A 26761-nucleotide genomic window follows, 5' to 3' on the forward strand; every position below is an offset into this window, starting at 1 on the left:
GGTATCAATAAAGACCGCCGCCACCGCCGGTGATGGCCTGCTGGGCCTGCGGCGAGGTCTTCAGAATATCTTCCTGCGACATGTAACCCTCCGCGCCGATCACCGAGAAGCTGGAAGCAGGACCCGTGCCCGGCTTGAAGGCTTCCATGATGGTATCAGGTTCCCCTTCAACCGCCGCCATGCCGGTCTTGCGGTTGACGGCGACGAAGTTCATGCCAGCGGGCACGATGAACTTGCTCGGCTCCATATGCTTGACCGCATCGGCGATGAATTCGCCGAAGATCGGCGCCGACAGCGAACCGCCCGTACCGCCGCGACCAAGAGGCGCCGGCGAATCGAAACCGATATAGAGACCGGCGACCATGTCCGGCGTGTAACCGACGAACCAGGCATCCTTTTCATCGTTGGTGGTGCCCGTCTTGCCGGCGACCGGCAGATCGACCTTGATCTTGCCTGCCGCGGTACCGCGCTGGACGACGCCTTCCAGCATGGAGGTCGTCTGGTAAGCGGTCATCGGGTCGAGAACCTGCTCGCGATTGTCGACGATGACCGGCTCATCCTGATTTTGCCAGCTGGTGGCGTTGCAGCCCTCGCAGGCGCGCTCCTCGTGCCGGAAGATCGTCTTGCCGTAACGGTCCTGGATGCGGTCGATCAGCGTCGGCTTGATCTGCTTGCCGCCATTGGCAATGACCGAATAGGCCGAAACCATGCGCATGACGGTGGTTTCACCCGAACCGAGCGACATTGCGAGAAGCGGCGGCATCTTGTCGTAGATACCGAAGCGTTCGGCATATTCCGCCACCAGATTCATGCCCATGTCCTGCGCCAGACGCACGGTCATAAGGTTTCTGGATTTTTCGATGCCGAGACGCAGGGTCGACGGACCGGCGGAACCCCCGCCGTAATTCTGCGGTTTCCAGACCTGACCGCCCGACACAACTTCGATTGGCGCATCGAGAATGACCGATGCCGGGGTATAACCATTGTCCAGCGCTGCCGCGTAGATGAACGGCTTGAAGGAAGAGCCAGGCTGGCGCATCGCCTGCGTGGAGCGGTTGAATTCCGACTGCGCATAGGAGAAGCCGCCGACCATGGCCAGAACACGGCCGGTATGCGGGTCCATCACCACCATGCCGCCCTGCACTTTCGGCGGCTGGCGCAGGCGGTATTCGTTACCGGAATTGGAAAGCGGCTGCGCATAAACGACGTCTCCCACCGAGAGAACACCGACCGGCGACTTGGCGGTCGCCTTTTTGCCGGTCGCATCGCGATAGGCCCAGCGCATGTTTTCAGCGGAGATGTGACCGCGCGTGCGCTTGTCACCGTCTTCCGTCTCCGTATCCGCCTGTACGCCGATATCGACGCCATCGGCAGCAACGGCGAGCACGACCGCAACCTTCCATTCCGGAACGTCGCGCAGGCCCTTCACCTTGGCGAGAGCGGCCGTCCAGTCGCCGGCAGTCTCGATCTTTTCGGCGGCTCCACGGAAACCACGGCGCTCGTCATATTGAACGAGACCATCCTGAAGCGCCTTGCGGGCCTCCATCTGAATCTGCGGATCGAAAGATGTGCGAACCGACAGCCCGCCTTCGAGAAGCGCTTCCTCGCCGTATTTCTCGACGATCTGGCGGCGGACTTCCTCTGCGAAATAATCGGACGCGAAAATATGAGCGCCGCCACGGCGCAGATTGACACCAAGCGGCTGCTTTTTGGCGTCAGTGGCGTCGGCGACGGTGATGTAGCCGTTTTCAGCCATGCGATCAATCACCCAGTCGCGGCGCTCGAGAGCCGCCTTTTCGCGACGGATCGGGTGGTAGTTGGCCGGTCCCTTCGGCAGCGATGCGAGATAGGCGGTCTCCGCGATCGTCAGTTCCGTCACCGATTTGTTGAAATAGGTGAGCGCCGCACCGGCAATGCCGTAGGAATTCAGGCCGAAGAAAATCTCGTTGAGATAAAGTTCGAGAATCTTGTCCTTGGAATAGGTCTGCTCGATGCGGAAGGAGAGAATGGCTTCCTTGAGCTTGCGGTCGATAGTCTGGTCGTTGGTCAGAAGGAAGTTCTTCGCCACCTGCTGGGTGATGGTGGACGCGCCGACCGGACGGCGGCCGGAGCCGAGATTCTGGATATTGACGAGAATGGCGCGGCCGAGACCAAAGACGTCGACACCCGGATGGTTGTAGAAATTCTTGTCTTCCGCCGAAAGGAAAGCGGCCTTCACCCGGTCGGGGATGGCCTGGATCGGCAGGAACAGGCGCTTCTCATGGGCGTATTCCGCCATCAGCGCGCCGTTGCCGGCGTGCACGCGGGTCGTCACCGGCGGCTCATACGTGCTCAGAACTGCATAATCCGGCAGGTCCTTCGTCACGCCGTGCAAATAAATTGCACCGGCGGCGGCGGCGCACAGGAAGAGCACGCTGGCCAAGCCGAAAAAATATCCAATCAGTCTGATCATACCAAGCTACCGATAATTCGAATCGTAACCATCAACGCCCGACGATATACGGGCGCATCCTTGCATATCGCGTGCCGTTTTGCACACCATACCTTCGATGACAAGCCGGATACGGTAGCATTCGCCGATATGTTACCGGGCCAACCACCGCAATCGCGTCTGTGTCGCTTCGCGGATTGCCACCGAATCCGCTTCCCGAGTAACGCGGCGAATGTGAGTAAAATAGGGCTTCGAGGCCTTAATCGTCCGCAAGGTCAAAGAATTGAACAGCTTTTCGGGCGCAAGCGGCATGGCGGCAACAGGATCATTGTACCGGCGGCTGGCGCTTCAGCCACCGTTCGCCATGGCCTTGGCACGGTATCGTCCGACCGCCGTTGCCAGCCTGTCGGCCACCTTCTTGCGCCATTCGCCATCGAGAAGCAGTTTTTCGTCTTCCGCATTGGAGAGAAAACCGAGCTCCAGCAGAACAGAGGGCACGTCATGGGCGCGCAGCACCATGAAACCGGCATAACGATGCGGATTGTTGATGAGGCCGACCTGCCCCTCGAAGGAGGACACGATGTTTTCGGCCAGCGTCACCGAAAAGGCCTGGGTTTCGCGGCGGGTGAAATCGAGCAGGATATCGGCGACTTCCGGCGGCTCGGTGGAGGCGGCCACGCCGGCAATCTGGTCGGACTTGTTTTCTCGCTCCGCCAGCTCCTGCGCCTGCCTGTCCGAGGCGCGGTCGGACAATGTATAGACGGTCGCGCCACGGATGCCCTTCTGCTTCAGCGTATCGGCATGCACCGAGATGAACAGGTTGGCATTGTTCTGCCGGGCGATCGTCACCCGTTCGGACAGGGCAAGAAAGGTATCGGCATCACGGGTCAGGAACGCCTTGATGCCGGGCTCACGGTTCAGCCGTTCCGCAAGTTCCCTGGCAAAGTTCAGCGTGATGACCTTTTCTTCCGTGCCGGTCACACCGCCGGTCGCACCGGCATCGATGCCGCCATGGCCGGCATCGACCGCAATGACGAATTCCGCCTGGCGCGATGTCTTATCGCCGGGGCTGATCGCGGCCGTGGTGACGGGCGCCGGCACCTGCCACTGCTGCTCCTTCACCAGTTCGGCGAATTTACCCTTGGTGGTGATCTCCGTATCCAGCACGAAACGGAAAGAGGCGCCATCTTCGCCCTTCTTCGTCTCTGCAACCGCCACCTGAACCGGCTTTTTCGCCGTCAGCACGATACGGGCGCTGTTTTGCCCCATGCTGCCGAAGCGGATATCGGAAAAAAGGCCTGTCGGTTTGAGATCGGAGGCGGGAAAGGTGAAATTCACCGCGGGAAAGTCCACGACGATGCGGGCGGGCGAATCGAGATAGTGGACATCGAATTCCGGCTCCTCGGCAAAATCGAGGACGATGCGGGTACGCGCCTCGTCGCCGATGATGCGGGCCTGATGGACGACAAGCGGTTCGACGGCAAAGGCTGCGGGAGCGGCGGAAACATATGCGGTGACAAGAAATGAGAAGGCGCCCGCAATCCGCGCGATTCGCGCGCCAAGCGGCCCTGCCCCACGGAATATCGCTGCGCTGCGCGTGAAATTCATGGTCTTCAAGAAATTCCGTATTTCAGTCGTTTTCGATAAATGGGGCGGAAAAGCGCCGGGAACGGCACCGTTTCGACCACGCCGGACGATTGTTTTCGCGTTTGCGCCCCACAATCGCAGGCGTTGGTGAACCAATTATTAACCCGGAAATTCCACCAATAATATGGCATATTTAGCCAGCCTATTGCTATTATGACAGAGAAAACATACAACACGCGGGAGGGTTAAAAGTGTTGACGGGATAGATGCCCGCCGGCTGCCAATCGAAAAAGACGCTGGCGCTGCAAATCGGGCAATCATCTGCCGTCGTTACATTTATCCTGAAACTGGATCAATTCCGGCCGTGGCCGGAGACCTACCCGGTGGTCATGCCACCGCCGCTCTGAGGAGAGCAAATTCATCGGACCCCAAGGGGTCTATATATTATTGTCGTTCCGCCTGGCCAATGATGTCGCAGCAGTTTTCACATGAACCGGATACCAGGAGCAGGCCAAGCGCCTCGCCGTCGGTCCGGATGCTGCCAGTTTACAGAGGCCCGGCTGGAGACTTCATTTCCGGCACATCCTTGCACTCATATGAAAGGCCCGTCCTCATGGCGGGCCTGTTCTCGTATAAAACAAGGCTGCGCCGAGGAGCACAGCTTACATGGCAGACAAAATGCTTATCGACGCCTCCCACGAAGAGGAGACACGCGTAGTCGTTGTCCGTGGGAACCGGATCGAAGAATTCGATTTTGAATCGGAGCACAAGAAACAGATCCGCGGCAACATCTACCTTGCCAAGGTCACGCGGGTTGAACCCTCCCTTCAGGCGGCATTCGTCGATTACGGTGGAAACCGCCACGGCTTTCTCGCTTTTGCGGAAATCCACCCGGACTACTACCAGATTCCGCTTGCCGACCGTCAGGCCCTCTTGAAGGCGGAAGCCGAGGATCATCGCCGCAGCGACGACTTCGAATCGGCCGACACCCCCGAACCCGGCGCGCCGGCCATCGACCTTTCGCAGGTTGACCAGCCCGATGTCGGCATTGTCGCCGTCAGCGAAGCCACGGAGACCGTGGTGACGGAAGATGCCGCGCCCGCCGCCGAGGCCGTATCCGAGGAAACAGCCGTCGCAGCCGTCGAGACTGTCGCCGAAGACGCGCCCGCCGAGGAAGAAAAGCCGAAGAAGCGTACCCGTCGCCCCCGCGCCAAGAAGAAAACCGCTGAAGAAATTGCAGCCGAAACCGCTGAGGCTTCTTCCGAGGAAGATGGCAGCACCGGCGGCGAAATGGCCGCCATGGTCGATACCGATACGATTTCCGAGGAAGTCGAAGGCCTTCGTCGTGGCAATGACGACGACGATGATGACGACGATGATGACGATCATCACGAAAAGGAAGTGATCGAATCCGTTGGCGCAGAAGACGCCATGGAAGAGGTTCCCGATCGCGTCGCCCGCAAGCCGCGCAAGCAGTACCGCATCCAGGAAGTCATCAAGCGCCGCCAGATCCTTCTGGTGCAGGTCGCCAAGGAAGAACGCGGCAACAAGGGTGCCGCACTCACCACCTATCTGTCGCTGGCCGGCCGTTATTCCGTGCTGATGCCGAATACGGCACGTGGCGGCGGCATTTCCCGCAAGATCACCCAGCCGACGGACCGCAAGCGCCTGAAGGAAATCGCGCGCGATCTGGAAGTACCGCAGGGCATGGGCGTCATTCTGCGCACCGCAGGCGCCAACCGTACCCGCGTCGAGATCAAGCGCGACTTCGAATATCTGATGCGCCTGTGGGAAAACGTTCGCACCCTGACGCTGAATTCCACGGCTCCCTGCCTCGTTTACGAGGAAGGCTCGCTCATCAAGCGTTCGATCCGCGATCTCTACAACAAGGATATCAGCGAGATCATCGTTTCCGGCGAGGAAGGCTATCGTGAAGCGAAAGACTTCATGAAGATGCTGATGCCGAGCCATGCCAAGGTGGTTCAGCCTTACCGCGACATTCACCCGATCTTCTCGCGCTCCGGCATCGAAGCCCAGCTCGACCGCATGCTGCAGCCGCAGGTGACGCTGAAATCGGGCGGTTACCTCATCATCAACCAGACCGAAGCACTGGTTTCCATCGACGTGAACTCGGGCCGCTCGACCCGCGAGCATTCCATCGAGGAAACAGCGCTGACGACCAACCTCGAGGCAGCGGAAGAAGTTGCACGGCAATTGCGTCTTCGCGACCTTGCCGGCCTCGTCGTCATCGACTTCATCGACATGGAAGAAAAGCGCAACAATCGCGCTGTCGAGAAGAAGCTCAAGGATTGCCTGAAGAACGACCGCGCACGCATCCAGGTCGGCCGCATCTCGCATTTCGGCCTCTTGGAAATGTCGCGCCAGCGCATCCGCGCTTCCGTGCTGGAATCGACCACGCAGGTCTGCCAGCATTGCGGCGGCACGGGTCATGTGCGCTCGGAATCCTCCATTGCGCTGCATGTTCTGCGCGGCATCGAGGAATATCTGCTGCGCAATACCACGCACAACATCACCGTAAGGACGACGCCGGAAACGGCGCTTTACCTGCTCAACCACAAGCGCGGCACGATCGTCGATTATGAAGGCCGCTTCGGCGTGTCGATCATCATTGCCGCCGATTCGAGCGTCGGCGCGCAGCATTTCGCCATTGATCGCGGCGAAGCCGTCGAAAATCCGGTGAAGATCGAAAGCCTCATCCAGATGCTGCCAAGCTTCGTGGAAGAGGAAGACGATTTTGTCGCCGAGGTGGAAGAGGACGAAGACGAAGAAGAAATCGTCAAGGTCCAGAGCTCCGAACCGCGCCAGCAGCAGCAAAGCGACAATGGTGAGGACGGCAAGCGCAAGCGCAAGCGTCGTCGTCGCCGTCGTGGCAAGGGCGGACAAAACGAACAGAACAATACGCTTGATGCCGAGGCCGGAAACGAAGGTGACGATTCGGATGATGACGATAACGTCGAAACCGATGATGCCGGAGCGGAAGCCGATGAAAACGGCGTAAGCGAAGCTGCAAATTCCGATGAGGATGGCAAGCGCAAGCGCCGTCGTCGCGGCAAGCGCGGCGGTCGCCGCAACCGTGCCGAAGACGAGGCTCTGGATGCTGCAGGCGCGGAAGCCGGCGACGAAGGCGAGACGGAAGGTGAAGGCGAAGAGGTTCCCGCTGTAGCTGCGGTCGCCGAAGAGCCTACAGCTGCCGCCGTGGTGGAAGGCGTTGTCGCCGACACCGTGGAAGAGGAAGCGCCGAAGAAGCCGCGCCGCACCCGCAAGGCCAAAGCCAAGACGGAAGAGGCACCGAAGGCAGAAGCCGTTGAAACGGTTGAACCGGTGGTCGTTGAGCCGGCAATCGTCGAAGCGACCGTCGTCGATGTCGCCATCGAGGAAGTCGGTGAAGCTTCGGCCGATCTCTCTTCTGAGCCGGAAGCACCCGCGAGCGAAGAAAAAGTCCGCGCGAACCGGGGCAGCAATGTCTCCAGTTCCGAGCCGGTGGTTACCTCTTCCGGTGCGCCCGCAAGCCCTGATGGTGATGAGCCGAAGCCGCGCAAGGGCGGCTGGTGGCAGCGCAAGGGCTTCTTCTGAGAGAAGAAACTGGATTAAAAAACGCCCGCAACCATGTTGCGGGCGTTTTGCTTTCGGTGGTGCAATAACGAGCGATTTCTATGCTTGAGCCGCTAATTGCGTCGGTTGAGAGACCCTGCTTTTTGTAGTTGCTCTCCTTTCCTCATCCCTGTGCTTGTCACAGGGATGAGGGGCGAGGATACCCGCCCGTTACACGGACCGCGTCAGGCCGCCATCGACGCGGATGTTCTGGCCGGTGATGTATCCGGCCCCTTCCGAAGCGAGGAAGACCACGGTGGCGGCGATCTCCTCGCTCTTGCCGTATCGCTGCATCGGTACGCTCTCGCGGCGTTCTTCCGTCGCCGGCAGGCTGTCGATCCAGCCGGGCAGCACATTGTTCATGCGCACATTGTCGGCCGCATAGGTATCGGAGAAAATCTTGGTGTAGGAGGCGAGACCGGCGCGGAAGACGGCCGAGGTCGGGAACATGCTGCTCGGCTCGAAAGCCCAGGCAGTCGAAATATTGACGATCGCGCCTGCCTTCTGTTTGACCATGACCGGAGCCACGATCCGCGTCGGGCGAATGACGTTCATGAGATAGACATCAAGACCCGTGTGCCATTGCTCATCGGTGATATCAAGGATGGAGGCGCGTGGGCCATGGCCTGCACTGTTGACAAGCACGTCAATGCGGCCGAATTTTTCGAGCGCCAGATCCGTAAGGCGCTGGAGATCATCATTGGACTGGTTGGAGCCGGTGAGGCCGATACCGCCAAGTTCCTTCGCCAGCGCTTCTCCTTTGCCGGATGACGACAGGATTGCGAGCTTGTAGCCGTCCGCGGCCAGACGTTTCGCCACGGCAGCCCCCATGCCGCTGCCGCCTGCCGTTACAATCGCCACTTTTTCTGCCGACATCGTTCTCTCTCCGTTTCCAATCGGGCGAACGGCCGCTTGGCGGCCATTCTCCACCCACAATCCCCTCATCTATAGCGGGTTTCGCAAGCGAGTTCGAACCAGAAAGCCTTGGCGCGGCGTGAAGAAAAACTGATGCTGAAGGCATTTCAGCGCTGCTTTTGCGCATTCGCGGCATGGACGTGCCAGCTGTCCGTCGGGGCCTCTTCCCTCTCCCGCAGGCCGTAATCCCGCATCACGGCGGCGATACGCAGGCGGTAGTCCGAAAAGACGTCGGAGCGTCCCAGCGCCTGGGCTGCGCGGTGTGGTGCGGTGTTGCGCCATGCCTTTACCGCCTCCTCATCCCTGAAGAATGACAGAGAGAGCATCTTGTCCGGATTGCTGATGCTCTGAAACCGCTCGACCGACACGAAGCCGTCAATGGTTTCGAGCTCGGTGCGCAGGCTGGCGGCGATATCGAGATAGTGCTGTTTCTCGCCTTCAGCCGGCCAGACCTCGAAGATGACCGCGATCATCGTTCACCTCCGCCATGCGGCGCCGACGCCAGACGCAGGAAAAGCCTGTCTTCGCGGCGGATGAATTGCTCGCGCCGTGCAAATTCATAATTCTCCCGCCCGGCCAGGTCGGCGGCAAGCCGCGCCCTGTAGGCCTCGTAAGCGGCGAGGCTCTCGATATTATAGACACCGTAGGCGATCGTGTTCGATCCCTCCTTCGGGGCGTAATAGCCGATCAGATCGGCCCCGCAGCGCGGTATGGCTTCACCCCAGTTACGGGCATATTGATCGAAAGCATCGACCTTGAAGGGGTCGATCTCGTAGCGGATGAAACAGGTCAGCAACGTCGGTCTCCTCATGTTCTGCCTCTCCGTTTATGCCGTTGCCCTACTCCAATGCTTCGGCTATCATCGAACCATGAAAGACGGACCCTTGATCGCCAATGTCGCCGCGCTGATCGGCGACCCTGCCCGCGCCAATATACTGACGGCGCTGATGGATGGTCGCGCGCTGACGGCAAGCGAGCTTGCCGAGGCTGCAGGCGTTACCCTGCAGACCGCCAGCGGGCATCTGGCGAAACTCTCCGACGCGCAATTGCTAATCATGGAAAAACAGGGCCGGCATCGCTACTTCCGTCTTTCCGACGAAGATGTGGCGCAGGTTCTGGAAGCGCTGATGGGCCTTGCCCAACGCACGGGTGCGGTGCGCGTCCGCACGGGACCAAAGGACAAGGCGCTTCGCGAGGCGCGTATCTGTTACGACCATCTGGCCGGGGAAAGCGGCGTGGCGCTGCTTGCCACCATTACCGCAAACGGGCTCGTGACTTCAGGAGACGATCCTGCACTGACGGACAGCGGACGTGATTTCTTCTCAAGCTTCGGCATCGATCTATCGCTGCTGGAAAAGGCCCGACGCCCGGTTTGCCTGCATTGCCTGGACTGGAGCGAACGCCGGCATCACCTCGGCGGCGGGCTTGGCGCTTCGCTTCTGGAAGCCATGCAGCAGCGCGACTGGCTTCGGCGCGGAAACGGCCGCGTGCTGACATTCACCACAAAGGGCGAAAAGGCGTTTAACAGCACCTTCGGCTGCACACCCGCCTGATCCCTCACGAAGAGGGCGAATCCGGTGGCTTATTTCAGCCAACCGGCGATACGTCCCACGGCCTCGGCGATATCCGACACCGAACCCGCATAAGAAATGCGCAGAGCGCGGTGGCCCTCCTCGGGGTCGAAATCCATGCCCGGCGTCGCCGCCACGTCGATTTCCGCCAGCATGCGTTTGGCAAAATCCATGCTGTCGTTGGAAAAACGGCTGGTATCGACATAGGCGTAAAAAGCACCATCCATGGGGGATGCCAGCGGCAGGCCGATTTCGGGCAGGCGCGCCATCAGGAAATCACGGTTGGTGCGATATGTTTCCTTGTAAACATCCAGCTCTTCCGCCGCCGAAAAGGCTGCGGTTGCCGCCAGCTGTGACAGCTCGGGTGGTGAAATATAGAGGCTCTGGGCGAGACACTCGACCGGCCGGACCAGATTTTCCGGCAGGACCATCCAACCGATACGCCAGCCGGTCATGCAATAATATTTCGAGAAGGAATTGATGATCACGGCATTGTCGGTGATTTCGAGCGCACTCGTCTCTTCGCCGACAAAAGTGAGACCGTGATAGATCTCGTCGGAAATGAAGGCCATGTCGCGGCTTTCGCAATAGCTGGCCAGCCGCTTCAGCGCCTCACGGCCCGTGACCGTGCCAGTCGGATTGGCCGGGCTTGCCAGAAGTACGCCCTTCAGCTTGCAACCCGCCCTGGTTTCCGCCCGCTCCAGACTGGCCGGTGTCAGTGTGTAGCCGGTTTCCGCCGTTACCGGTACTTCGACGACATTGAGGCCGAGCGCTTTTAGAATATTGCGATAGGCGGGATAGCCAGGCCTTGCTATCGCGACATAATCACCGGCATCGAAGAGGCTGAGAAAAGCAAGATTGAAGGCGGCGGAGGAGCCGGTGGTCACGGCGATGCGGGCCGGATCGACCGCGATCTGATGGCGCAGCCGGTAGTGGCCGGCGATCGCTTCGCGCAGTTCACGCAGGCCGAGCGCGTCGGTATAGCCGATGCGCCCATGTTTCAGCGCCTCCTGCGCGGCTTCCAGCGAGGCCTTGGGCGCGGGATGGGACGGCTGGCCGACGGCCATGGAAATGACGGGGCGTCCCGCCTGCCTGCGCCGGTTCGCTTCCGCCAGGATGTCCATGGCGTGAAAGGGTTCGACTGCGCTCCGCTTCGACATCGTTATCAAGGGCATGCTCTTTCCTGAACCGTATTTCAGAGACTTGCCGCAGAATCACAATCTTCACAATCATGCGACCATAATGCGGACAACTATTTTTGGCGTATGGCATTTGGCTTAAAGTAAGGTAATTGCCATCATAATATTCATGAGGCACTGGCCGCACAGTATGAGGACCGATATGGCGCATCTTCTCCGTTCAACACTTCTCGCCAGCGTGACGGCCCTTTCGACGGTTTTCGCTTCTCTGCCTGCCCACGCGCTGGATGAGCAGCAGAAGAAGGAAATGGGCGAGTTCATCAAGCAATATCTGATCGAGAACCCCGAAATCATGCTTGAGGTTCAGGACGCGCTTGAACGCAAGCAATATGCGGCCCGCAACGCCAAGGCGGCGGAAGCGGTGGCCGACAACAAGAAGACGATCTTCGAATCGAAATACGATCTGGCGCTTGGCAATCCGGACGGCGACGTCACGCTGGTCGAGTTTTTCGACTATAATTGCGGCTATTGCAAACGCGCCATGGGCGACATGGACAATATTCTGAAGACGGACAAGAAGGTGCGTGTCGTTCTTAAGGAATTCCCGATCCTCGGTCCGGAATCGGTCGCAGCACATCGCGTGTCCAACGCCGTGAAGCTGCTTGCGCCTGCCAAATATCCCGAATTCCAGCGCACCCTGCTTGGCGGGCGCGGACGGGCGAATGAGGAAAGCGCGATGGAGGTCGCGACGTCGCTTGGCCTCAAGGAAGCCGATATCCGCAAATCGATGGCGGAGAACCCCAACGACGCGCAGGTTCAGGAAACCTACAAGCTCGCGAACAGCCTCGGCATCACCGGCACGCCGTCCTATATCGTCGGCGACGAAGCCGTTTTCGGGGCTGTGGGTGCGGACCCTCTGATGGAAAAAATCGCCAATATGCGCAGCTGCGGAAAGGCCACCTGCTCCTGATTGCGCAAAAAGCCCCTGTATTCCCTGTGAGATGCCGGACAAGCCGGCGCTTTACGGCTTGCGGGGGCTTTTCCTTGACGGCTGCGCAGTCTATAGGTGTCGCTGATTTTCTTATGGAAACGTGAATGAGCAACATCATCATCGTCATCAATGGCCCCAATCTCAACATGCTGGGAAAAAGGGAACCGGGTATCTATGGTGGCAAGACGCTGAAGGACATCGAGAATGATTGTCTTGCGGCTGGTGCCGATCTCGGTTTCGCAGTGGAATTCCGCCAGTCCAACCACGAAGGTGTGCTCGTGGACTGGTTGCATGAGGCTGGCGAGCGCGCGGCGGGCGTCGTCATCAATCCCGGCGCCTACAGCCACACGTCCATCGCCCTGCACGACGCCATTCGCGCGATTTCCACGCCGGTCGTGGAAGTGCACATTTCCAACATCCACGCCCGCGAGGAGTTCCGTCACAAATCGATGGTATCACCGGCGGCGAAGGGCATGGTCTGCGGTTTCGGACCATATGGATACATCATGGCGCTTCACGCGCTGAAGAACATCACGGCATAAAAAGAAACAAAGAATAGGGTTTGTCATGTCTGAAAAGAAACAGGGTATCGACAAGGAACTGATCCGCGAGCTCGCGAATATCCTCAATGATACTGACCTTTCGGAAATCGAAGTGGAGCAGGACGACCTGCGCATCCGCGTTTCCCGCGCCGCTCCGCCCGCCACGGTCTATGCCGCGGCGCCCGCTCCCTACGCAGTACCGGCAGCAGCGCCCGCTGCTGCTCCGGCAGTCGCCGCGCCTGCAGCGCCTGCTGCCTCCGCAGCGCCTGCCCGCAACCCGGCCAACACCGTGTCCTCGCCGATGGTCGGCACGGTCTATCTGTCGCCTGCCCCGGGCGCACGTCCCTTCATCGAAGTGGGTGCAACCGTCAAGGAAGGCCAGACCATCCTCATCGTCGAAGCCATGAAGACCATGAACCAGATCCCGGCTCCCAAGTCCGGCAAGGTCGTGGAAATCGTCGTCAACGACGCTCAGCCCGTGGAGTATGGCGAAGCCCTCGTGGTCATCGAATAAAGGCGGTTCAGCATGGTTTCGAAGATCCTCATAGCCAACCGTGGCGAGATCGCGCTGCGCGTCCTGCGCGCCGCGAAAGAGCTTGGCATTCCGACTGTCGCCGTGCACTCCACGGCCGACGCGGATGCGATGCATGTGCGCCTTGCCGACGAAAGCGTGTGCATCGGCCCGCCGCCTTCGCGTGACAGCTACCTCAACATCCATCAGATCGTTGCGGCCTGCGAAATCACCGGTGCGGACGCTGTTCACCCCGGCTACGGCTTCCTGTCGGAAAATGCCAAGTTCGCCGATATTCTCGACGCGCACGGCATCACCTTCATCGGACCGACCGCCGAACATATCCGCATCATGGGCGACAAGATCACCGCCAAGCAGACGGCGCAGGAACTCGGCATTCCCGTGGTTCCCGGTTCCGATGGCGAAGTGAAGCCTGAAAACGCGCTCGAAATCGCCCGGACGATCGGCTTCCCGGTCCTCATCAAGGCGACGGCGGGCGGCGGTGGCCGCGGCATGAAGGTGGCGAAGACCGAAGCCGATCTGGAAGAGGCCGTTGCGACGGCCCGCTCCGAAGCGGCGGCAGCCTTCGGCAACGACGCCGTCTATATGGAAAAATACCTCGGCAAGCCGCGCCATATCGAAGTGCAGGTTTTCGGCGATGGCGAAGGCAATGCCGTTCACCTCGGCGAACGCGATTGCTCGCTCCAGCGCCGCCACCAGAAGGTGCTGGAAGAAGCCAATTCGCCGGCTCTGACCGTCGAACAGCGCATGAAGATCGGCGAGATCTGCGCGAGCGCCATGCGCAAGCTGAAATATCGCGGCGCCGGCACCATCGAGTTCCTCTATGAAAACGGCGAGTTCTATTTCATCGAAATGAACACCCGTTTGCAGGTGGAGCATCCGGTGACGGAAGCCATCACCGGCATGGATCTCGTGCAGGAGCAGATCAGGGTCGCTTCAGGCCAGGGCCTGTCGGTCACGCAGGCGGATATCGAATTCCATGGCCACGCCATCGAATGCCGTATCAATGCCGAAGACCCGCGCACCTTCGTTCCCTCGCCGGGCACGCTGACCTACTTCCATACGCCGGGCGGCCTTGGCGTGCGCGTCGATTCGGGTGCCTATCAGGGCTACAAGATTCCGCCCTATTACGACAGCATGATCGGCAAGCTGATCGTCCATGGTCGCGACCGTGACGAATGCATTCGCCGCCTTCGCCGGGCGCTGGACGAATTCGTCGTCGATGGCATCAAGACCACGCTGCCGCTTTTCCAGGACCTCCTCCAGAACGAGGATATTCTGAACGGCGACTACGACATTCACTGGCTGGAAAAATATCTGGCCGGTGACGCGTCTCACTAAGACGATATGGCTGGGCGGCGCAGCAGAAATAACGACATAACGGTCGATATCCTGCTGCGCGCCTATTCCGCCGGCCTGTTTCCCATGGCCGATTCGGCTGACGATCCCGAGCTTTTCTGGGTCGAGCCCGAGATTCGCGGCATCATCCCGCTCAATGATTTTCACATTTCCAAAAGTCTCGCCAAGGCGATGCGCAAGAAGCCGTTCGAGATACGCTTCAACACCGCCTTCGAAGCTGTCATGGCCGGATGTGCAGCGGAAGCGCCGGACAGGCCGAGCACTTGGATCAACACCACCATTCGCAGGCTCTATACCGAGCTGCACCAGATCGGCCATGCCCACAGCGTCGAGGCCTGGGAAGGCAAGGAGCTTGTCGGTGGTCTTTACGGTGTCTCGCTCGGGGCCGCCTTCTTCGGCGAAAGCATGTTTTCTCGCCGCACCAATGCATCGAAGATCTGCCTTGTACATCTGGTGGAGCGGTTGAGAGCGAGCGGCTTCGTACTGCTCGATACGCAATTCACAACAGAGCATCTCAAGACATTCGGCGCAATCGACGTGCCGAAGCAGGATTATGCGAAAATGCTAGACCTTGCCGTCAACCGGCCCAGCCTGCAATTCTGAAGACTTTACGTTAGGTTATTTGCTTGCCGTTGAGGGAGCGGGAACGTCCGATTCCTGCTTGCAGCCAGTCAGCCACACGTCGTAGATCGGGTGTTCCACGGCGTTGAGGCCGGGGCTGTCGGCGAACATCCAGCCCGTGAAAATCCGCTTGATCTTGCGATCGAGGGTGATTTCATCCACCTCGATGAAGGCGTCGATCTTCTGGGTTTCGGTCTGGTCTCGGGAATAACAGACTTTCGGCGTCACCTGAAGCGCGCCGAACTGCACGGTCTCATCGATATAGACATCGAAGGACGTGATGCGGCCGGTGATCTTGTCGATGCCGGAAAACACCGCCACGCGGTTTTCGAGACGGGCGGCGGAGACGGGCGAAATGAGGATGACAGCAGAGACCGCTGCAAACAGCGAGACTGTCAGCGCACGCAAAGAACGATCCCGCGTGATTTTCCTCATACGATATGTCTCCAAATATTTGCCTGTGTCGAAATGCCGACCGGATCAACGCCTAAGGGCGGAATGTGGCAAAAACCGGTGAGGCCGGATGCAAGCGCGGTGTTTTGCACAACACCGCGCATCACAAGATGCTTAGTTGCCGGGTGTCCAGGCGTCGTAGTCGCCGGTCACGCGCGGACGCTCGCCAGCCACGGCCAGCGATCCCTGAGGGCGATAGGCCTTCGACGAACCGGTGAGGTTCGGCTGATGCGGCTTCTGCCAGTCGCGTGCAACGTAGCTTTCCTGGCTCGGCGGCACGTCGGTGCGGTAATGCATCCAGCCATGCCAGCCGGGCGGAATGGCCGAGGCTTCGGCATAACCGTTATAGATGACCCAGCGGCGCGGCATGCCCCAGGAGGTGGTACCGCCTTCGTAATAGGTATTGCCCAACTCGTCCTGTCCTACCTTCTTGCCGAAACGCCAGGTGTGAAACCGCGTTCCGATCGTCTGGCCGTTCCACCAGGTGAAGATTTGCGTCAGGAGAGTCTTCATTCTACGTTCCTCGGGCTTGAATGCGCCGCAGCGATTTTCCGTGCACGGCACAAGACATGCTTATGCCGCCCCTCACGGCAATTGTCCAGCATTTCGAGATATATCCGCGCTATTTCAGCTTCATCCTGAAGCCTAAATGCCGCTTCTCGAAACCCAGTCGCTCATAGAAGCGATGTGCGTCCAGCCGGGCCATGTTGGAGGTGAGCTGCGCAGCGTTCAGGCCCTGACGGCGGGCTTCTTCCAGGCAATGATTGATCATCACAGCGCCGATGCCGCGACCGCGCATATCGGCGCGGGTCTGCACCGCTTCGATCAGCATGGACTTCGCCCCTCGCCCGACGAGCTTGGTCAGGATCGCCGTCTGGAAGGTGCCGACCACCTCGCCATCCAGTTCCGCCACATAGAGCGTTTCGCTCGGCGACGCTTCGATGGCACGGAAAGCGGCGAGATAGTCCGGCTGCGCCGATTCTTCCGCCGTATCGCCGTGGCCGCCAATTTCGTCGGCGGCAAAAATGGCGGCGAGTGCCGGAAGATCGTCTTCCCGCGCGGTGCGGATGATCAGTCTTTGAAGTGTCTCACTCATCGGGTCAGGCTCTTTTCCATAACGATGCCGGGCAGACCCTCGATGCCCGCCATGCGCTCGATTCGGTCTACCTCGACAAATCCGACGCCTTCATAAAAGGCGATTGCGACAGTATTTTTAGGCTCGACTTCAAGACGCATGATTTCCGCATCCGGAAAGCAGGTTTCGAGTTCGGCGAAGAGATCACGGCCCACGCCCTGCCGCTGGAGGTCGGGTGCCACATAGAGCTGGTGCAGCAGGGCCGTCTTCGCCATTTTGGTGGACATGGAACCATAGGCCATGCCGCCAATCCGCTTGCCGTCATCGGCCACCAGAAACTCGCCGCCCTTTTTTTCGATGCGGTCCTTCATGGCCTGTGGCGAATGCCACGCGGCAATCAGCTCATTCACCTTGTCCGCGCCGTAGATGGCGTCATAGGTCGCATGCCATGTCGTGGCGAGCAGCGCCCGGACGGGTTCGATATCGCGCTGGCTTGCCGTGCGGATGAAAAACATGATCTGGCTCCGTCTCAGAATAGAAAAAGCCGGGCGTTGATCCCGGCAGCAAGCGATGTCAGCCCCCAATCTCCCCGTCATCCTCGGGCTTGTCCCGAGAATCTAATCACGTTTGATCTTGTGGGTCGTTAGATCCTCGGGACAAGCCCGAGGATGACGAAGGAGAGGTCTACAGTCTCTCTCAACCTTTTCTGAGGGCCACTCCGGCCCGCAGTTCCTACTCTTCCTCAATACCGAGCTTGGCCTTCACCAGCGCCTGCACCGCCTGCGGGTTGGCCTTGCCGCCCGTCGCCTTCATGACCTGACCGACGAACCAGCCGGCGAGCGTCGGCTTTGCCTTCACCTTCTCGACCTGATCCGGGTTGGCGGCGATGATCTCGTCCACGGCCTTTTCGATGGCGCCGGTATCGGTCACCTGCTTCATGCCGCGGGCTTCCACGATTTCCGCCGGGTTGCCGCCCTCGTTCCAGACGATTTCGAACAGGTCCTTGGCAATCTTGCCGGAAATGGTCTCGGCCTTGATGAGATCGATGATGCCACCGAGCTGTTCGGGCGAAACCGGCGTCGTCTCGATATCCTTGCCGAACTTGTTGAGCGCGCCGAGCAGGTCGTTGATGACCCAGTTGGCGGCGGCCTTCGCATCGCGGCCGGCGGCCACGGCCTCGTAATAATCGGCAATCGCCTTTTCCGACACGAGGATCGAGGCGTCATAGACCGACAGGCCAAGATCGGCCACGAAACGGGCCTTCTTGTCGTCAGGCAGTTCCGGCAGGTCGACCTTCAGCGCCTCGACGAAGGCATCGTCGAATTCGAGCGGCAAGAGGTCCGGATCGGGGAAATAACGGTAATCATGCGCATCTTCCTTGGAGCGCATGGACCGCGTCTCGCCCTTGCCGGGATCGAACAGGCGGGTTTCCTGATCGATGACGCCGCCATCTTCCAGAATGGCGATCTGGCGGCGAGCCTCATATTCGATGGCCTGGCCGACGAAGCGGATGGAGTTGACGTTCTTGATTTCGCAGCGCGTGCCGAAACCTTCGCCCGGACGGCGCACGGAGACGTTGACGTCGGCGCGCATCGAGCCTTCATCCATGTTGCCGTCGCAGGTGCCGAGGTAACGCACGATGGAACGCAGCTTGGTGAGATAGGCCTTGGCCTCATCCGACGAGCGCATGTCCGGCTTGGAGACGATTTCCATCAGCGCCACGCCCGAACGGTTCAGGTCCACGAAGGACATGGTCGGATGCTGGTCATGCATGGACTTGCCGGCGTCCTGTTCCAGATGCAGGCGCTCGATGCCGATTTCGATATCTTCGAAATTGCCCTGCCGGTCCGGACCGAGCGAAATGGTGATGGTGCCCTCGCCGACGATCGGGTCCTTGAACTGCGAAATCTGGTAGCCCTGCGGCAAATCCGGATAGAAGTAGTTCTTGCGATCAAAGATCGAACGATTGTTGATCTGGGCCTTCAGGCCAAGGCCGGTGCGAACCGCCTGCCGGACGCATTCCTCGTTGATGACGGGCAACATGCCGGGCATGGCCGCGTCAACCAGCGATACGTTGGAGTTCGGCGCATTGCCGAAGGTGGTCGAAGCGCCGGAAAACAGCTTGGAATTGGAGAGAACCTGCGCATGCACCTCCATGCCGATCACGATTTCCCAATCGCCGGTGGCGCCGGGAATGAAACGTTTCGGGTCGGGGGTGCGCACGTCTACAAGGGTCATCTGAAGCTCACGATATACGGGTTCTTTGGCCTTGGTGGGTAGAACAAATGGAGCGCGGGCGCAAGACATGTTGCGCCCTCTCACGCCAGGCCAGGGATTTTCGCCGATACAGGATACGGGTTTTTTACGCTTCGCGGTTTCAATTCACGTCATGGTGACGATTGCTCTCTGTTTCATGACCTATATCGCCTTCAATCTTTTCGTCTTTCTTGTCTATTGGTGGGACAAGGAAGCGGCGAGAAATGGCGGATGGCGCATCCGGGAAAGCACGCTGTTATCGCTTGCGCTGATTGGCGGAAGCCTGGGCGCAATCTCGGCGCAACGGCTGCTGCGGCATAAAACGCGCAAGGAGCCCTTCCGCAGCATTCTGATATCGATCGTGATATTGCAGGTCGGCCTTGTCGCATCGCTCGCCATCATGCCGGACTGGCCAATGCGGCTGGTGGACGCTCTGCAAACTCTATCTTAGAAAGCCGGCCCATAAAGACCGCTCTCGACCTCGGCCAATTGCTTCTGCAGGCCTACCGATTGCACCTCGCGATCGAGCTTCGGCGCATAGGAGATGGAGAGCCAGCGGACGCTGTAGCCATGGTGGCGGAAAAAGGCGACGGCCGGCTCATTCTGGGCATGGGTTTCAAGCCGGATAGTCTCGAAACCCCTGTCCTCTATCAGCCTTTCGACATCGCCCAGCAGGTGGCTGCCGACACCTCTGCGATGAAAATCAGGATCGATCCAGAAATCGGAAATCGTCTCGTCGAAATGCTCCCGCGCCGCCCAACCCGCAACCGAGCCGCCAAACTCCGCCACCCTGATCGCCAACCATGACGAGCGGGTAAAATTGGAAAAGGCGCTGGCTGCATTGTCATAAAGGGTCGGGGTGATGCCGAGAGCCGCGGTTGCCTGTCGCCATGCCCTGAGGCCAATGGCCGCCAGAACCTCCGCTTCCTGTTCATACGCATTGCGAATGACGATCAAACCGCGCCCTCCATGGCTGAAGGAAGTAAAGCACCGGTAGCGCGATTCTGCCAGTGCAGCCCTGAGACGCAATCTCGATCCATGCGACCGCCCGCGCGGTGGAGGATGCGAAAACGCCGGACTTGACCGCAACGGCCTCGCCCGCTAACCAAAAGGCGCAAGTCAGGAGTTTTTATGTTCGCTCAATCGGAGTCCCGGTAAAGGCCCTGCCCGCAAGTTTCTTGCGCGCCGGGCCATGCTGAAACCGAGCCGGATGCCTTAACGGCACCCGGATTTGCTTTCACGCGTCTATATGACGCCGACCGGACTTCCAAAAAATGGACATTTCCCGCGCCGAACAGCGCATTCTTCACCTGCTCGCCCAGGGCGGCAGAATTGAACTCGTACGAGACGACGCCCACAAAATCGAAAAACTCGCGCTCTATACGCGTGACGGCTGGATTTTCAGCGGCCTCGATCTCCTCACCTTCCGCAAACTGAAACGGAAGAGAGCGATCGCCTCTTCCAGCGGCAAGCCTTATCGCATCACCACGCGTGGGCTGGAACTCGTGCGGGGTGAGCTGGACAATCGATGAAAAACAAACGGGCGGCATTGGATGCCGCCCGTCCGATTGCTAACCCTGGTTAGATGGATCACCACCACTTGGCGGGGGTGAACTTACCGGCAGCCTGTTCGATCGCGTGGGCCGTCTTGAACAGGGTTTCTTCCTCGAATGGCTTGCCGATAAGCTGCAGGCCGAGCGGCAGACCCTTGCCGTCAAGACCGGCGGGCACCGAAAGGCCCGGAAGGCCGGCCATGTTGACGGTGATCGTAAAGACGTCCTGAAGATACATTTTCACCGGATCGGAAGCGAGTTCCTCATCACCCACGGCAAAGGCGGAAGACGGGGTGATGGGCGCCAGGATGGCGTCGACGCCCTCATGGAAGACGTTTTCGAAATCGCGCTTGATGAGGGTACGGACCTTCTGCGCCTTCAGATAATAGGCGTCGTAATAACCGGCCGAAAGCACATAGGTGCCGACCATGATACGGCGCTGCACTTCCTTGCCGAAACCGGCGGCACGGCTCTTCTCGTACATGTCGGCAATGTCCTTGCCGTCGACGCGCAGGCCGTAACGTACGCCGTCATAGCGAGCGAGGTTGGACGAAGCTTCCGCGGGCGCGACGATGTAATAGGCGGGCAGCGCGTATTTGGTGTGCGGCAGCGAGATATCGACCACCTCGGCACCCGCATCGCGAAGCCATTCGACACCCTTGGCCCAGAGCTTTTCGATTTCTTCCGGCATGCCGTCAACGCGGTATTCCCTGGGGATACCGATCTTCAGGCCCTTCAGCGACTGGCCGATGGCCTTTTCGTAATCCGGCACCGGCAGGTCGACGGAAGTCGTATCCTTCGCATCGACGCTTGCCATGGTCTTGAGCAGGATCGCCGCGTCGCGCACGTCACGGGCGATCGGGCCGGCCTGATCGAGCGAGGAAGCATAAGCGACGATGCCGAAACGCGAGCAGCGGCCATAGGTTGGCTTGATGCCGACGGTGCCGGTGAAGGCTGCGGGCTGGCGGATGGAGCCGCCGGTGTCGGTGGCGGTGGCACCTGCGCACAGATGCGCGGCAACGGCTGCGGCCGAACCACCGGAAGAGCCGCCCGGCACGAGCTTCTGCTCGGAACCGTTGGCGCGCCACGGGTTGATCGCCGGTCCGTACCAGGAGTTTTCATTGGACGAGCCCATGGCGAATTCGTCCATGTTCAGCTTGCCGAGCATTACGGCGCCCTGATCCCAGAGGTTCTGGGTGACGGTGGATTCGTATTTCGGCTTGAAGCCGTCGAGAACATGCGAACATGCCTGCGTGTGCACGTCGCGGGTGGCGAAAAGATCCTTCACGCCAAGCGGAACGCCTTCCAGTTCACCCGCCGTGCCTGCGGCGATGCGGCCATCGGAGGCTTTCGCCATGTCGCGCGCCTTTTCAGGCGTGGTTACGACATAGGCGTTCAGCGCGCCATTCGCCGCATCGATGGCGGAGAGATAGGCGTCGGTCAGCTCAAGGGCGGAAAACTCTTTCGCCTTCAGCTTTTCGCGGGCTTCGGCAATGGTCAGGCTCGTCAGGTCGGTCATGGTCGGCAACGGCTTTCGAAATCTTGGAAAAATCGGGCGGCAAACGGCGGTCGGACTATTCGACCACTTTCGGAACCATGAAGAAGTCCCGGTCGGTCGCGGGCGCATTGGCCACGATGTCTTCCGCCTTGTTGCCGTCGGTCACCACGTCGGCACGCTTTTTCATTTCCACCGGCGTCACGGAGGTCATGGGCTCGACGCCGTCGACATTCACTTCCGAAAGCTGCTCCACGAAACCGAGTATGCCGTTCAGCTGACCGAGCATATTCTGTGCTTCTTCTTCGCTGACAGCGATACGGGCAAGGCGCGCAACGCGCTTTACGGTGGCGAGATCGACGGACATGGTTTTACTCCGGTAGGAATTTTCCTACCCGCTATAATGACCATGCCCGCCATTCGCAACGGTAGAAAACATGTCGCACCAAACTGTGGAACGGTTTTGCTGCGGCGACATGCCTGAATGGAGCCTCAGAAGGACAATGTATCGCCGGCCTTCGGCGTATGGACGCGCGCTTCCGACCCCTCCATGCCGGTCACGAACTTCTCCGGCGTCTGGTCGATGATCGGGAAGGAACCGTAATGGCAGGGGATGACATTTTCGAACTTGAAGAAGCGCTGGCAGGCCAGTGCCGCCACAGCCCCACCCATGGTGAAGCGGTCACCGATGGGCACCAGGCCGATATCCGGCTGATGCAATTCGTTGATCAGCTTCATGTCCGAAAAGATATCCGTATCGCCCATGTGATAGACGGCCGGGCCGTCTTCGAAATGCAGCATCAGGCCATTGGCGTTGCCGAGCGAATGCGAGACGCCATCCTCGGTGATCTGGGCCGAGGAATGCAGCGCATTGGTGAAGGTGACGGAAAAACCATCGAAATGCACGGTGCCGCCGGTATTGCCCATATCGACCTTCGCCACGCCCTTGGTGGAAAGCCAGGCGGCGAGATCGGCATTGGCAAGTACTGTCGCGCCCGTTTCGCGGGCAAGCTGGACGGTATCCCCCACATGGTCGCCGTGGCCGTGGGTCAGGAGAATATGGGTAATGCCTTCGGCCGCCGTCTTTCCGTCCTGCCCGGCAAAACCGGGATTGCCGGTGAAAAACGGGTCGATGAGGATCTTCGCACTGCCGTTTTCGAGGCGGAAGGCGGAATGGCCGAGCCAGGTGATTTTCATGGGAAGTTCTCCTTTGTATTGCCCGTATATTATGACATAGAGCATTTCCAGTAAAAGTGTGTAGCGGTTTTACGTCCGGAAAATGCGTAAAATCAAAGGTCTAGAGTACGTCCAGCAGTCCCGTTCAAACCGGATGCGCTCTGGACGGCCTGAACACCGCACTACCGATATTTCAGAGAGGCGACAATGGCCGCGGATAATGACGATTACGTGTATGACGAGGCAACTGGCGAATGGCGGCCCGCTTCCGAACTGGCCGCCGAGGCCTCGCGTGCCAACGAAGTCCGCGATGCGGCAGGCAATGTGCTTGCGGATGGCGACCAGGTGACGCTGATCAAGGATCTGAAGGTCAAGGGTACCAACACGGTCATCAAGCAGGGCACCGTCATCAAATCGATCCGACTGACCGAAAACCCGGAAGAGATCGATTGCAGGCACGAGACGGTCAAGGGTCTGGTGCTGCGCACCGAATTCGTCCGCAAACGATAAGGCAGCGCGCGACATGGCGATACTCACCATCGAGGAACTTGCGGAAACGCTTCAGCCCGCACAGGCTATTGCGGGCCTCGACCTTGGCACGAAAACCATCGGGCTTGCCATGTCGGACCTGTCGCGGCGTTTCGCGACACCCCGCCCCGTCCTCAAGCGGGTAAAATTCACGCAGGACGCCGAAGTACTGCTGGCTTTTGCCGAGAAGGAGAAGGTGGCCGCCTTCATCATCGGCCTACCGATGAACATGGACGGCTCAGCCGGACCGCGCGTGCAGGCGACGCGCGCCTTCGTGCGCACCATGGGCGAAAAAACCGCCCTGCCCTTCATTTTCTGGGATGAGCGGCTTTCCACCGTTGCCGCCGAGCGTGCGCTTCTGGAAATGGACGTATCACGCGCCAAGCGGGCCGAACGCATCGATTCGGCGGCCGCGAGTTTCATTCTTCAGGGCGCGCTGGACAGGCTTTCGGCACTCGCCCGCGCGACCGACTGACGGCCCCGCCACCAGGCGGCAATCTGCTTTCTCCTGCGGAAAGCAAGGATCGCAAAAACGATCAGGCTGTCGACCGCTATGGCACGCGCGACGAGCGGCGGCAGGCTTTCGGGCGGCAGGCCGAGAATATTGCCATAAACCTGAAACACCAGATCATGCGTTTCGCGCGTCAGCATATAAAAACCGAAGCTCATGTCGTAGTAGGAAAGCCAGTACCAGCTGCCCAGCAATGCCACGGGACCGGCCCAGAGGATCAGAAACCACTTCATGCCGCCTGTTCCCCGCCAAATACCGTGTCGGGGATGCCGGCAAGCACCGCCCAGCGCACCAGAGCCATCAGGCAAAGGTTCAGCGCCGGCGCGTCGATATCCAACGGCAGCATAACAAAAAACGTCATCATGACGCCTAAAGCTGTCCAGCGGCTCACTTGCGGCTCCCTTATGCGCAATCATTGCGCATGGTTAACACTTCGTTAATTCACACTGGACCGGCAGGCATGGCGACGCAAATGAAAGCTGTCATTATGGTTAACGCTGGCGGCCCGGGTCTGTGGACAAGCGTGTGACCCAGGGCAACGGACTGAGATGCCGGACGGTTGCCCGCCGGTGAAAACATGGCTGATTTTTCCTTAATCGCTGACTGCCCTTCAAGGGCGACAAGTATCCCCGCCCCTCGAAGCGGTTTCAGCCGTAAACGCCGCGCACGAGCCGTTTGACGGCGGTCGTGATCTTGTCCCAGTCACGGTCGGATTTAAGCGGTACGCCGGCGAACTGGCCGCTGGTTGCAGCGGAAATGACAAGATGCTGGATGGCGGCAAACAACACGGCGTTGACGGCCGCGGTATCCACACCCTTCGGCGCCGCCAGCGAACCGCGCATGCGCTCCAGCCATTTGCCGAGCGATTTGGCACGGGCTTCGGCCAACTGCCTGACCTGCGGCGAGCCATCCGATACTTCCCAGGCGATGATCTTGCAGACGAGGGGATCGCTGCGCAGCGCATCCATGAAATAAAGCGCCAGCTTTTCCATGAGATCGCCATAGGTCAGAAGGAACATGCCGCCGGTATCTTCGGGAATACGGTCCTTCACCCAGGAGCCAAGATCCTCGCCGATCGCCTCGATCAGGCCGTCGAGACCACCGAAATAGCGATAGATGAGCTGCTTGTCGCAGCCGGCGCGACGGGCAACGGCATTGATGCCGAAACCCTGAAAGCCCTCTTCCGCCAGAAGCGACCGCGCGGCGTTAAAAATCGCCTTCTCGGTCGCGGCGCGATCCTTGACGCGCTTTTCCGGTATGTCGGCTGAAATCACCTCTGCGGTCGCCAGCATGCTTTTCTACCCGTCGTTTAAAAGGCCTGATCCAAGGGGTTAACAAAGCATGAAGACAAGGACAATGCAGCGGAGCGGCTGGGGAGAAGGTTCCTGTGGATGACAAGGGTGGAGGCAACAGAAGAATTTTCAGAAGGGCGGCTTGACCTCAACTTTGCTTGTTATTTTAGGTTGCGAGGCCTTCAAGGAAAACGCCATGACGACAATATTGACGGATGAGGATTTGACCGGCGGCGCGATCATGCAGATCGCCATCGACGCGGTGGAAATTGCCATGCGGCAAAAGGCGCATGGCCGAATGGTCTCGCCGCCACGGCACCACGTCACCTTTCCCGGTAAAGGCGATCTCGTTTTTACCGTGGGAGGCGTTCAGGACGGCGCGCCGACTGCCGGCTTTCGCGTCTACGACACTTTCAATGGCAGTCACCACTCGCAGATCGTCGCGGTCTGGTCAACGGAAACTGCCAAGCTGGAAGGCATCGTCATCGGAGAGAAACTTGGCGCGATTCGCACCGGCGCAATCGGCGGCGTCGCCATTCGACACCTGAGTGACGCGGATGCAACCACAGCCGGCGTTGTCGGAAGCGGTTTGCAGGCACGAATGCAACTTGTCGCAGCGGCAGCGGTGCGGCGGCTCTCGCATGTTCGGGTCTATAGCCGCAGCGAAGCAAATCGCAAAGCTTTCGCGGAGGAGATGCAGCGGTATCTCGGCCTTGATATTGAAGCTGTCGACAGTGCCGCAGAAGCCGTTCGCGGTGCCGATATCGTCATTTGTGCGACAAGCAGTTCAGTGCCCGTTCTTCGTGCGAAGGATTTAAAGCCGGGCGCCCATATCAACACCGTTGGTCCCAAAACCATTGAAGGCCACGAAATCGATCTGGATGTCGCGAAAATGGCGCATCGTATCGCGACCGATTCCCCCGAACAGATGCGAGCCTACGCTTCTCCATTCTTTCTGGCGGGAACAAGCCACGAAGAACGGGTCGAAGATCTGGCGTCAATCATTGCTGAAAACACGCCGTGGCACCGAAGCGCCGATGCAACCACTCTTTTTTGCTCAATCGGTCTCGCCGGAACCGAAGTGGCGGTCGCCGCGGCGATATTGAAGCAACGTGGATAGCG

At 59.6% G+C, this 26761-nt stretch carries 30 protein-coding genes; 12 read left to right on the top strand and 18 right to left on the bottom strand.

Annotated elements, in window-relative coordinates; translation table 11 throughout:
* Positions 1–4 precede the first annotated feature (4 nt).
* Positions 5–2452 (bottom strand): penicillin-binding protein 1A, encoded by a 2448-nt coding sequence (locus G3A56_RS04200; protein ID WP_003496311.1) that lies wholly within the window; start codon positions 2450–2452, stop codon positions 5–7.
* Between the two features lie 327 nt (positions 2453–2779).
* Entirely contained in the window at positions 2780–4039 is a 1260-nt protein-coding gene (locus tag G3A56_RS04205; protein WP_082184178.1) for an N-acetylmuramoyl-L-alanine amidase, read from the bottom strand.
* A 645-nt stretch (positions 4040–4684) separates the two neighbouring features.
* Between G3A56_RS04205 and G3A56_RS04210 the strand changes: the two genes are divergently transcribed.
* Positions 4685–7612, top strand: coding sequence for an Rne/Rng family ribonuclease (locus G3A56_RS04210; RefSeq protein ID WP_082184177.1), 2928 nt, complete (start codon positions 4685–4687; stop codon positions 7610–7612).
* 189 nt (positions 7613–7801) lie between these two features.
* Here the strand turns inward: G3A56_RS04210 and G3A56_RS04215 are convergent, their stop codons facing one another.
* The 3 genes from G3A56_RS04215 to G3A56_RS04225 form a co-directional block, all read right to left on the bottom strand.
* Positions 7802–8506, bottom strand: a complete 705-nt coding sequence (locus G3A56_RS04215; RefSeq protein WP_082184176.1) for an SDR family oxidoreductase — start codon at positions 8504–8506, stop codon at positions 7802–7804.
* A gap of 146 nt (positions 8507–8652) precedes the next feature.
* Positions 8653–9018, bottom strand: a complete 366-nt coding sequence (locus G3A56_RS04220; RefSeq protein WP_003496328.1) for an antibiotic biosynthesis monooxygenase family protein — start codon at positions 9016–9018, stop codon at positions 8653–8655.
* On the bottom strand, positions 9015–9341 hold the full coding sequence (locus G3A56_RS04225; RefSeq protein ID WP_082184175.1) for an NIPSNAP family protein: 327 nt from the start codon (positions 9339–9341) through the stop codon (positions 9015–9017). The genes G3A56_RS04220 and G3A56_RS04225 overlap by 4 nt, the downstream gene beginning before the upstream one ends.
* 73 nt (positions 9342–9414) lie before the next feature.
* Here G3A56_RS04225 and G3A56_RS04230 point away from each other — a divergent pair, with 73 nt between their 5' ends.
* On the top strand, positions 9415–10098 hold the full coding sequence (locus tag G3A56_RS04230; RefSeq protein WP_082184665.1) for an ArsR/SmtB family transcription factor: 684 nt from the start codon (positions 9415–9417) through the stop codon (positions 10096–10098).
* A 29-nt stretch (positions 10099–10127) separates the two neighbouring features.
* Here G3A56_RS04230 and G3A56_RS04235 read toward each other — a convergent pair whose 3' ends face one another.
* On the bottom strand, positions 10128–11285 hold the full coding sequence (locus G3A56_RS04235) for a pyridoxal phosphate-dependent aminotransferase (protein ID WP_167373913.1): 1158 nt from the start codon (positions 11283–11285) through the stop codon (positions 10128–10130).
* 172 nt (positions 11286–11457) lie between these two features.
* On the opposite strand from G3A56_RS04235, the gene G3A56_RS04240 reads away from it, so the two are divergent.
* The 5 genes from G3A56_RS04240 to aat all read left to right on the top strand — a co-directional run bounded on the left by G3A56_RS04240 (position 11458) and on the right by aat (position 15282).
* Positions 11458–12225 (top strand): DsbA family protein, encoded by a 768-nt coding sequence (locus tag G3A56_RS04240; protein WP_035242563.1) that lies wholly within the window; start codon positions 11458–11460, stop codon positions 12223–12225.
* A 125-nt stretch (positions 12226–12350) separates the two neighbouring features.
* The gene (gene aroQ / locus G3A56_RS04245) at positions 12351–12788 is read left to right on the top strand and encodes a type II 3-dehydroquinate dehydratase (protein WP_003496340.1); all 438 of its coding nucleotides are present in this window, start codon (positions 12351–12353) and stop codon (positions 12786–12788) included.
* 25 nt (positions 12789–12813) lie between these two features.
* Positions 12814–13302, top strand: a complete 489-nt coding sequence (gene accB, locus G3A56_RS04250) for an acetyl-CoA carboxylase biotin carboxyl carrier protein (protein ID WP_082184173.1) — start codon at positions 12814–12816, stop codon at positions 13300–13302.
* A 12-nt stretch (positions 13303–13314) separates the two neighbouring features.
* Positions 13315–14661 (top strand): acetyl-CoA carboxylase biotin carboxylase subunit, encoded by a 1347-nt coding sequence (gene accC, locus G3A56_RS04255; protein ID WP_059752741.1) that lies wholly within the window; start codon positions 13315–13317, stop codon positions 14659–14661.
* A gap of 6 nt (positions 14662–14667) precedes the next feature.
* Complete coding sequence (gene aat / locus G3A56_RS04260; protein ID WP_082184172.1) at positions 14668–15282, top strand: leucyl/phenylalanyl-tRNA--protein transferase; 615 nt, start codon at positions 14668–14670, stop codon at positions 15280–15282.
* Between the two features lie 15 nt (positions 15283–15297).
* Here aat and G3A56_RS04265 read toward each other — a convergent pair whose 3' ends face one another.
* The 5 genes from G3A56_RS04265 to gatB all read right to left on the bottom strand — a co-directional run bounded on the left by G3A56_RS04265 (position 15298) and on the right by gatB (position 19066).
* A complete protein-coding gene (locus tag G3A56_RS04265; RefSeq protein WP_082184171.1) occupies positions 15298–15735 on the bottom strand; it encodes a DUF2155 domain-containing protein in 438 nt (145 codons plus the stop codon).
* Positions 15736–15867: 132 nt separating this feature from the next.
* Positions 15868–16266 carry an NADH:ubiquinone oxidoreductase subunit NDUFA12 gene (locus tag G3A56_RS04270; RefSeq protein WP_003521463.1) on the bottom strand — a complete coding sequence of 133 codons (399 nt, stop codon included), beginning with the start codon at positions 16264–16266 and terminating at the stop codon, positions 15868–15870.
* 109 nt (positions 16267–16375) lie between these two features.
* Complete coding sequence (locus tag G3A56_RS04275; RefSeq protein WP_082184170.1) at positions 16376–16849, bottom strand: GNAT family N-acetyltransferase; 474 nt, start codon at positions 16847–16849, stop codon at positions 16376–16378.
* Positions 16846–17343: a GNAT family N-acetyltransferase gene (locus G3A56_RS04280; protein ID WP_035217585.1), complete on the bottom strand. Its 498-nt coding sequence runs from the start codon at positions 17341–17343 to the stop codon at positions 16846–16848. Before G3A56_RS04280 ends, G3A56_RS04275 begins: the two co-directional genes overlap by 4 nt.
* 217 nt (positions 17344–17560) lie before the next feature.
* Positions 17561–19066, bottom strand: a complete 1506-nt coding sequence (gene gatB, locus G3A56_RS04285; protein WP_082184169.1) for an Asp-tRNA(Asn)/Glu-tRNA(Gln) amidotransferase subunit GatB — start codon at positions 19064–19066, stop codon at positions 17561–17563.
* 151 nt (positions 19067–19217) lie between these two features.
* Here gatB and G3A56_RS04290 point away from each other — a divergent pair, with 151 nt between their 5' ends.
* Positions 19218–19535: a DUF1294 domain-containing protein gene (locus G3A56_RS04290; RefSeq protein ID WP_164056607.1), complete on the top strand. Its 318-nt coding sequence runs from the start codon at positions 19218–19220 to the stop codon at positions 19533–19535.
* Here G3A56_RS04290 and G3A56_RS04295 read toward each other — a convergent pair.
* Positions 19532–20041 (bottom strand): GNAT family N-acetyltransferase, encoded by a 510-nt coding sequence (locus G3A56_RS04295; RefSeq protein WP_082184168.1) that lies wholly within the window; start codon positions 20039–20041, stop codon positions 19532–19534. The genes G3A56_RS04290 and G3A56_RS04295 overlap by 4 nt on opposite strands.
* A gap of 317 nt (positions 20042–20358) precedes the next feature.
* On the opposite strand from G3A56_RS04295, the gene G3A56_RS04300 reads away from it, so the two are divergent.
* On the top strand, positions 20359–20616 hold the full coding sequence (locus G3A56_RS04300; protein WP_082184167.1) for a YjhX family toxin: 258 nt from the start codon (positions 20359–20361) through the stop codon (positions 20614–20616).
* 58 nt (positions 20617–20674) lie between these two features.
* Here G3A56_RS04300 and gatA read toward each other — a convergent pair whose 3' ends face one another.
* The 3 genes from gatA to G3A56_RS04315 all read right to left on the bottom strand — a co-directional run bounded on the left by gatA (position 20675) and on the right by G3A56_RS04315 (position 23329).
* On the bottom strand, positions 20675–22156 hold the full coding sequence (gatA, locus tag G3A56_RS04305; RefSeq protein ID WP_082184166.1) for an Asp-tRNA(Asn)/Glu-tRNA(Gln) amidotransferase subunit GatA: 1482 nt from the start codon (positions 22154–22156) through the stop codon (positions 20675–20677).
* Positions 22157–22211: 55 nt separating this feature from the next.
* A complete protein-coding gene (gatC, locus tag G3A56_RS04310) occupies positions 22212–22499 on the bottom strand; it encodes an Asp-tRNA(Asn)/Glu-tRNA(Gln) amidotransferase subunit GatC (protein WP_003496362.1) in 288 nt (95 codons plus the stop codon).
* Positions 22500–22624: 125 nt separating this feature from the next.
* The gene (locus tag G3A56_RS04315; protein WP_082184165.1) at positions 22625–23329 is read right to left on the bottom strand and encodes a metal-dependent hydrolase; all 705 of its coding nucleotides are present in this window, start codon (positions 23327–23329) and stop codon (positions 22625–22627) included.
* A 186-nt stretch (positions 23330–23515) separates the two neighbouring features.
* Here G3A56_RS04315 and G3A56_RS04320 point away from each other — a divergent pair, with 186 nt between their 5' ends.
* Both G3A56_RS04320 and ruvX read left to right on the top strand, forming a co-directional pair.
* Entirely contained in the window at positions 23516–23818 is a 303-nt protein-coding gene (locus G3A56_RS04320; RefSeq protein WP_082184164.1) for an alkylphosphonate utilization protein, read from the top strand.
* 13 nt (positions 23819–23831) lie between these two features.
* Entirely contained in the window at positions 23832–24311 is a 480-nt protein-coding gene (ruvX, locus tag G3A56_RS04325) for a Holliday junction resolvase RuvX (protein WP_003496367.1), read from the top strand.
* Here ruvX and G3A56_RS04330 read toward each other — a convergent pair.
* From G3A56_RS04330 to G3A56_RS04340, 3 genes are all read right to left on the bottom strand, one after another.
* A complete protein-coding gene (locus G3A56_RS04330; protein ID WP_082184163.1) occupies positions 24263–24580 on the bottom strand; it encodes a DUF6105 family protein in 318 nt (105 codons plus the stop codon). The genes ruvX and G3A56_RS04330 overlap by 49 nt on opposite strands.
* Complete coding sequence (locus G3A56_RS04335; RefSeq protein WP_158001526.1) at positions 24577–24738, bottom strand: hypothetical protein; 162 nt, start codon at positions 24736–24738, stop codon at positions 24577–24579. The genes G3A56_RS04330 and G3A56_RS04335 overlap by 4 nt, the downstream gene beginning before the upstream one ends.
* Positions 24739–24994: 256 nt before the next feature.
* Entirely contained in the window at positions 24995–25639 is a 645-nt protein-coding gene (locus G3A56_RS04340; protein ID WP_082184162.1) for a TetR/AcrR family transcriptional regulator, read from the bottom strand.
* Positions 25640–25835: 196 nt separating this feature from the next.
* Here G3A56_RS04340 and G3A56_RS04345 point away from each other — a divergent pair, with 196 nt between their 5' ends.
* Positions 25836–26759, top strand: coding sequence for an ornithine cyclodeaminase family protein (locus G3A56_RS04345; RefSeq protein ID WP_082184161.1), 924 nt, complete (start codon positions 25836–25838; stop codon positions 26757–26759).
* Positions 26760–26761 lie beyond the last annotated feature (2 nt).

This window comes from Rhizobium oryzihabitans, assembly GCF_010669145.1.
Lineage (GTDB): Bacteria > Pseudomonadota > Alphaproteobacteria > Rhizobiales > Rhizobiaceae > Agrobacterium > Agrobacterium oryzihabitans.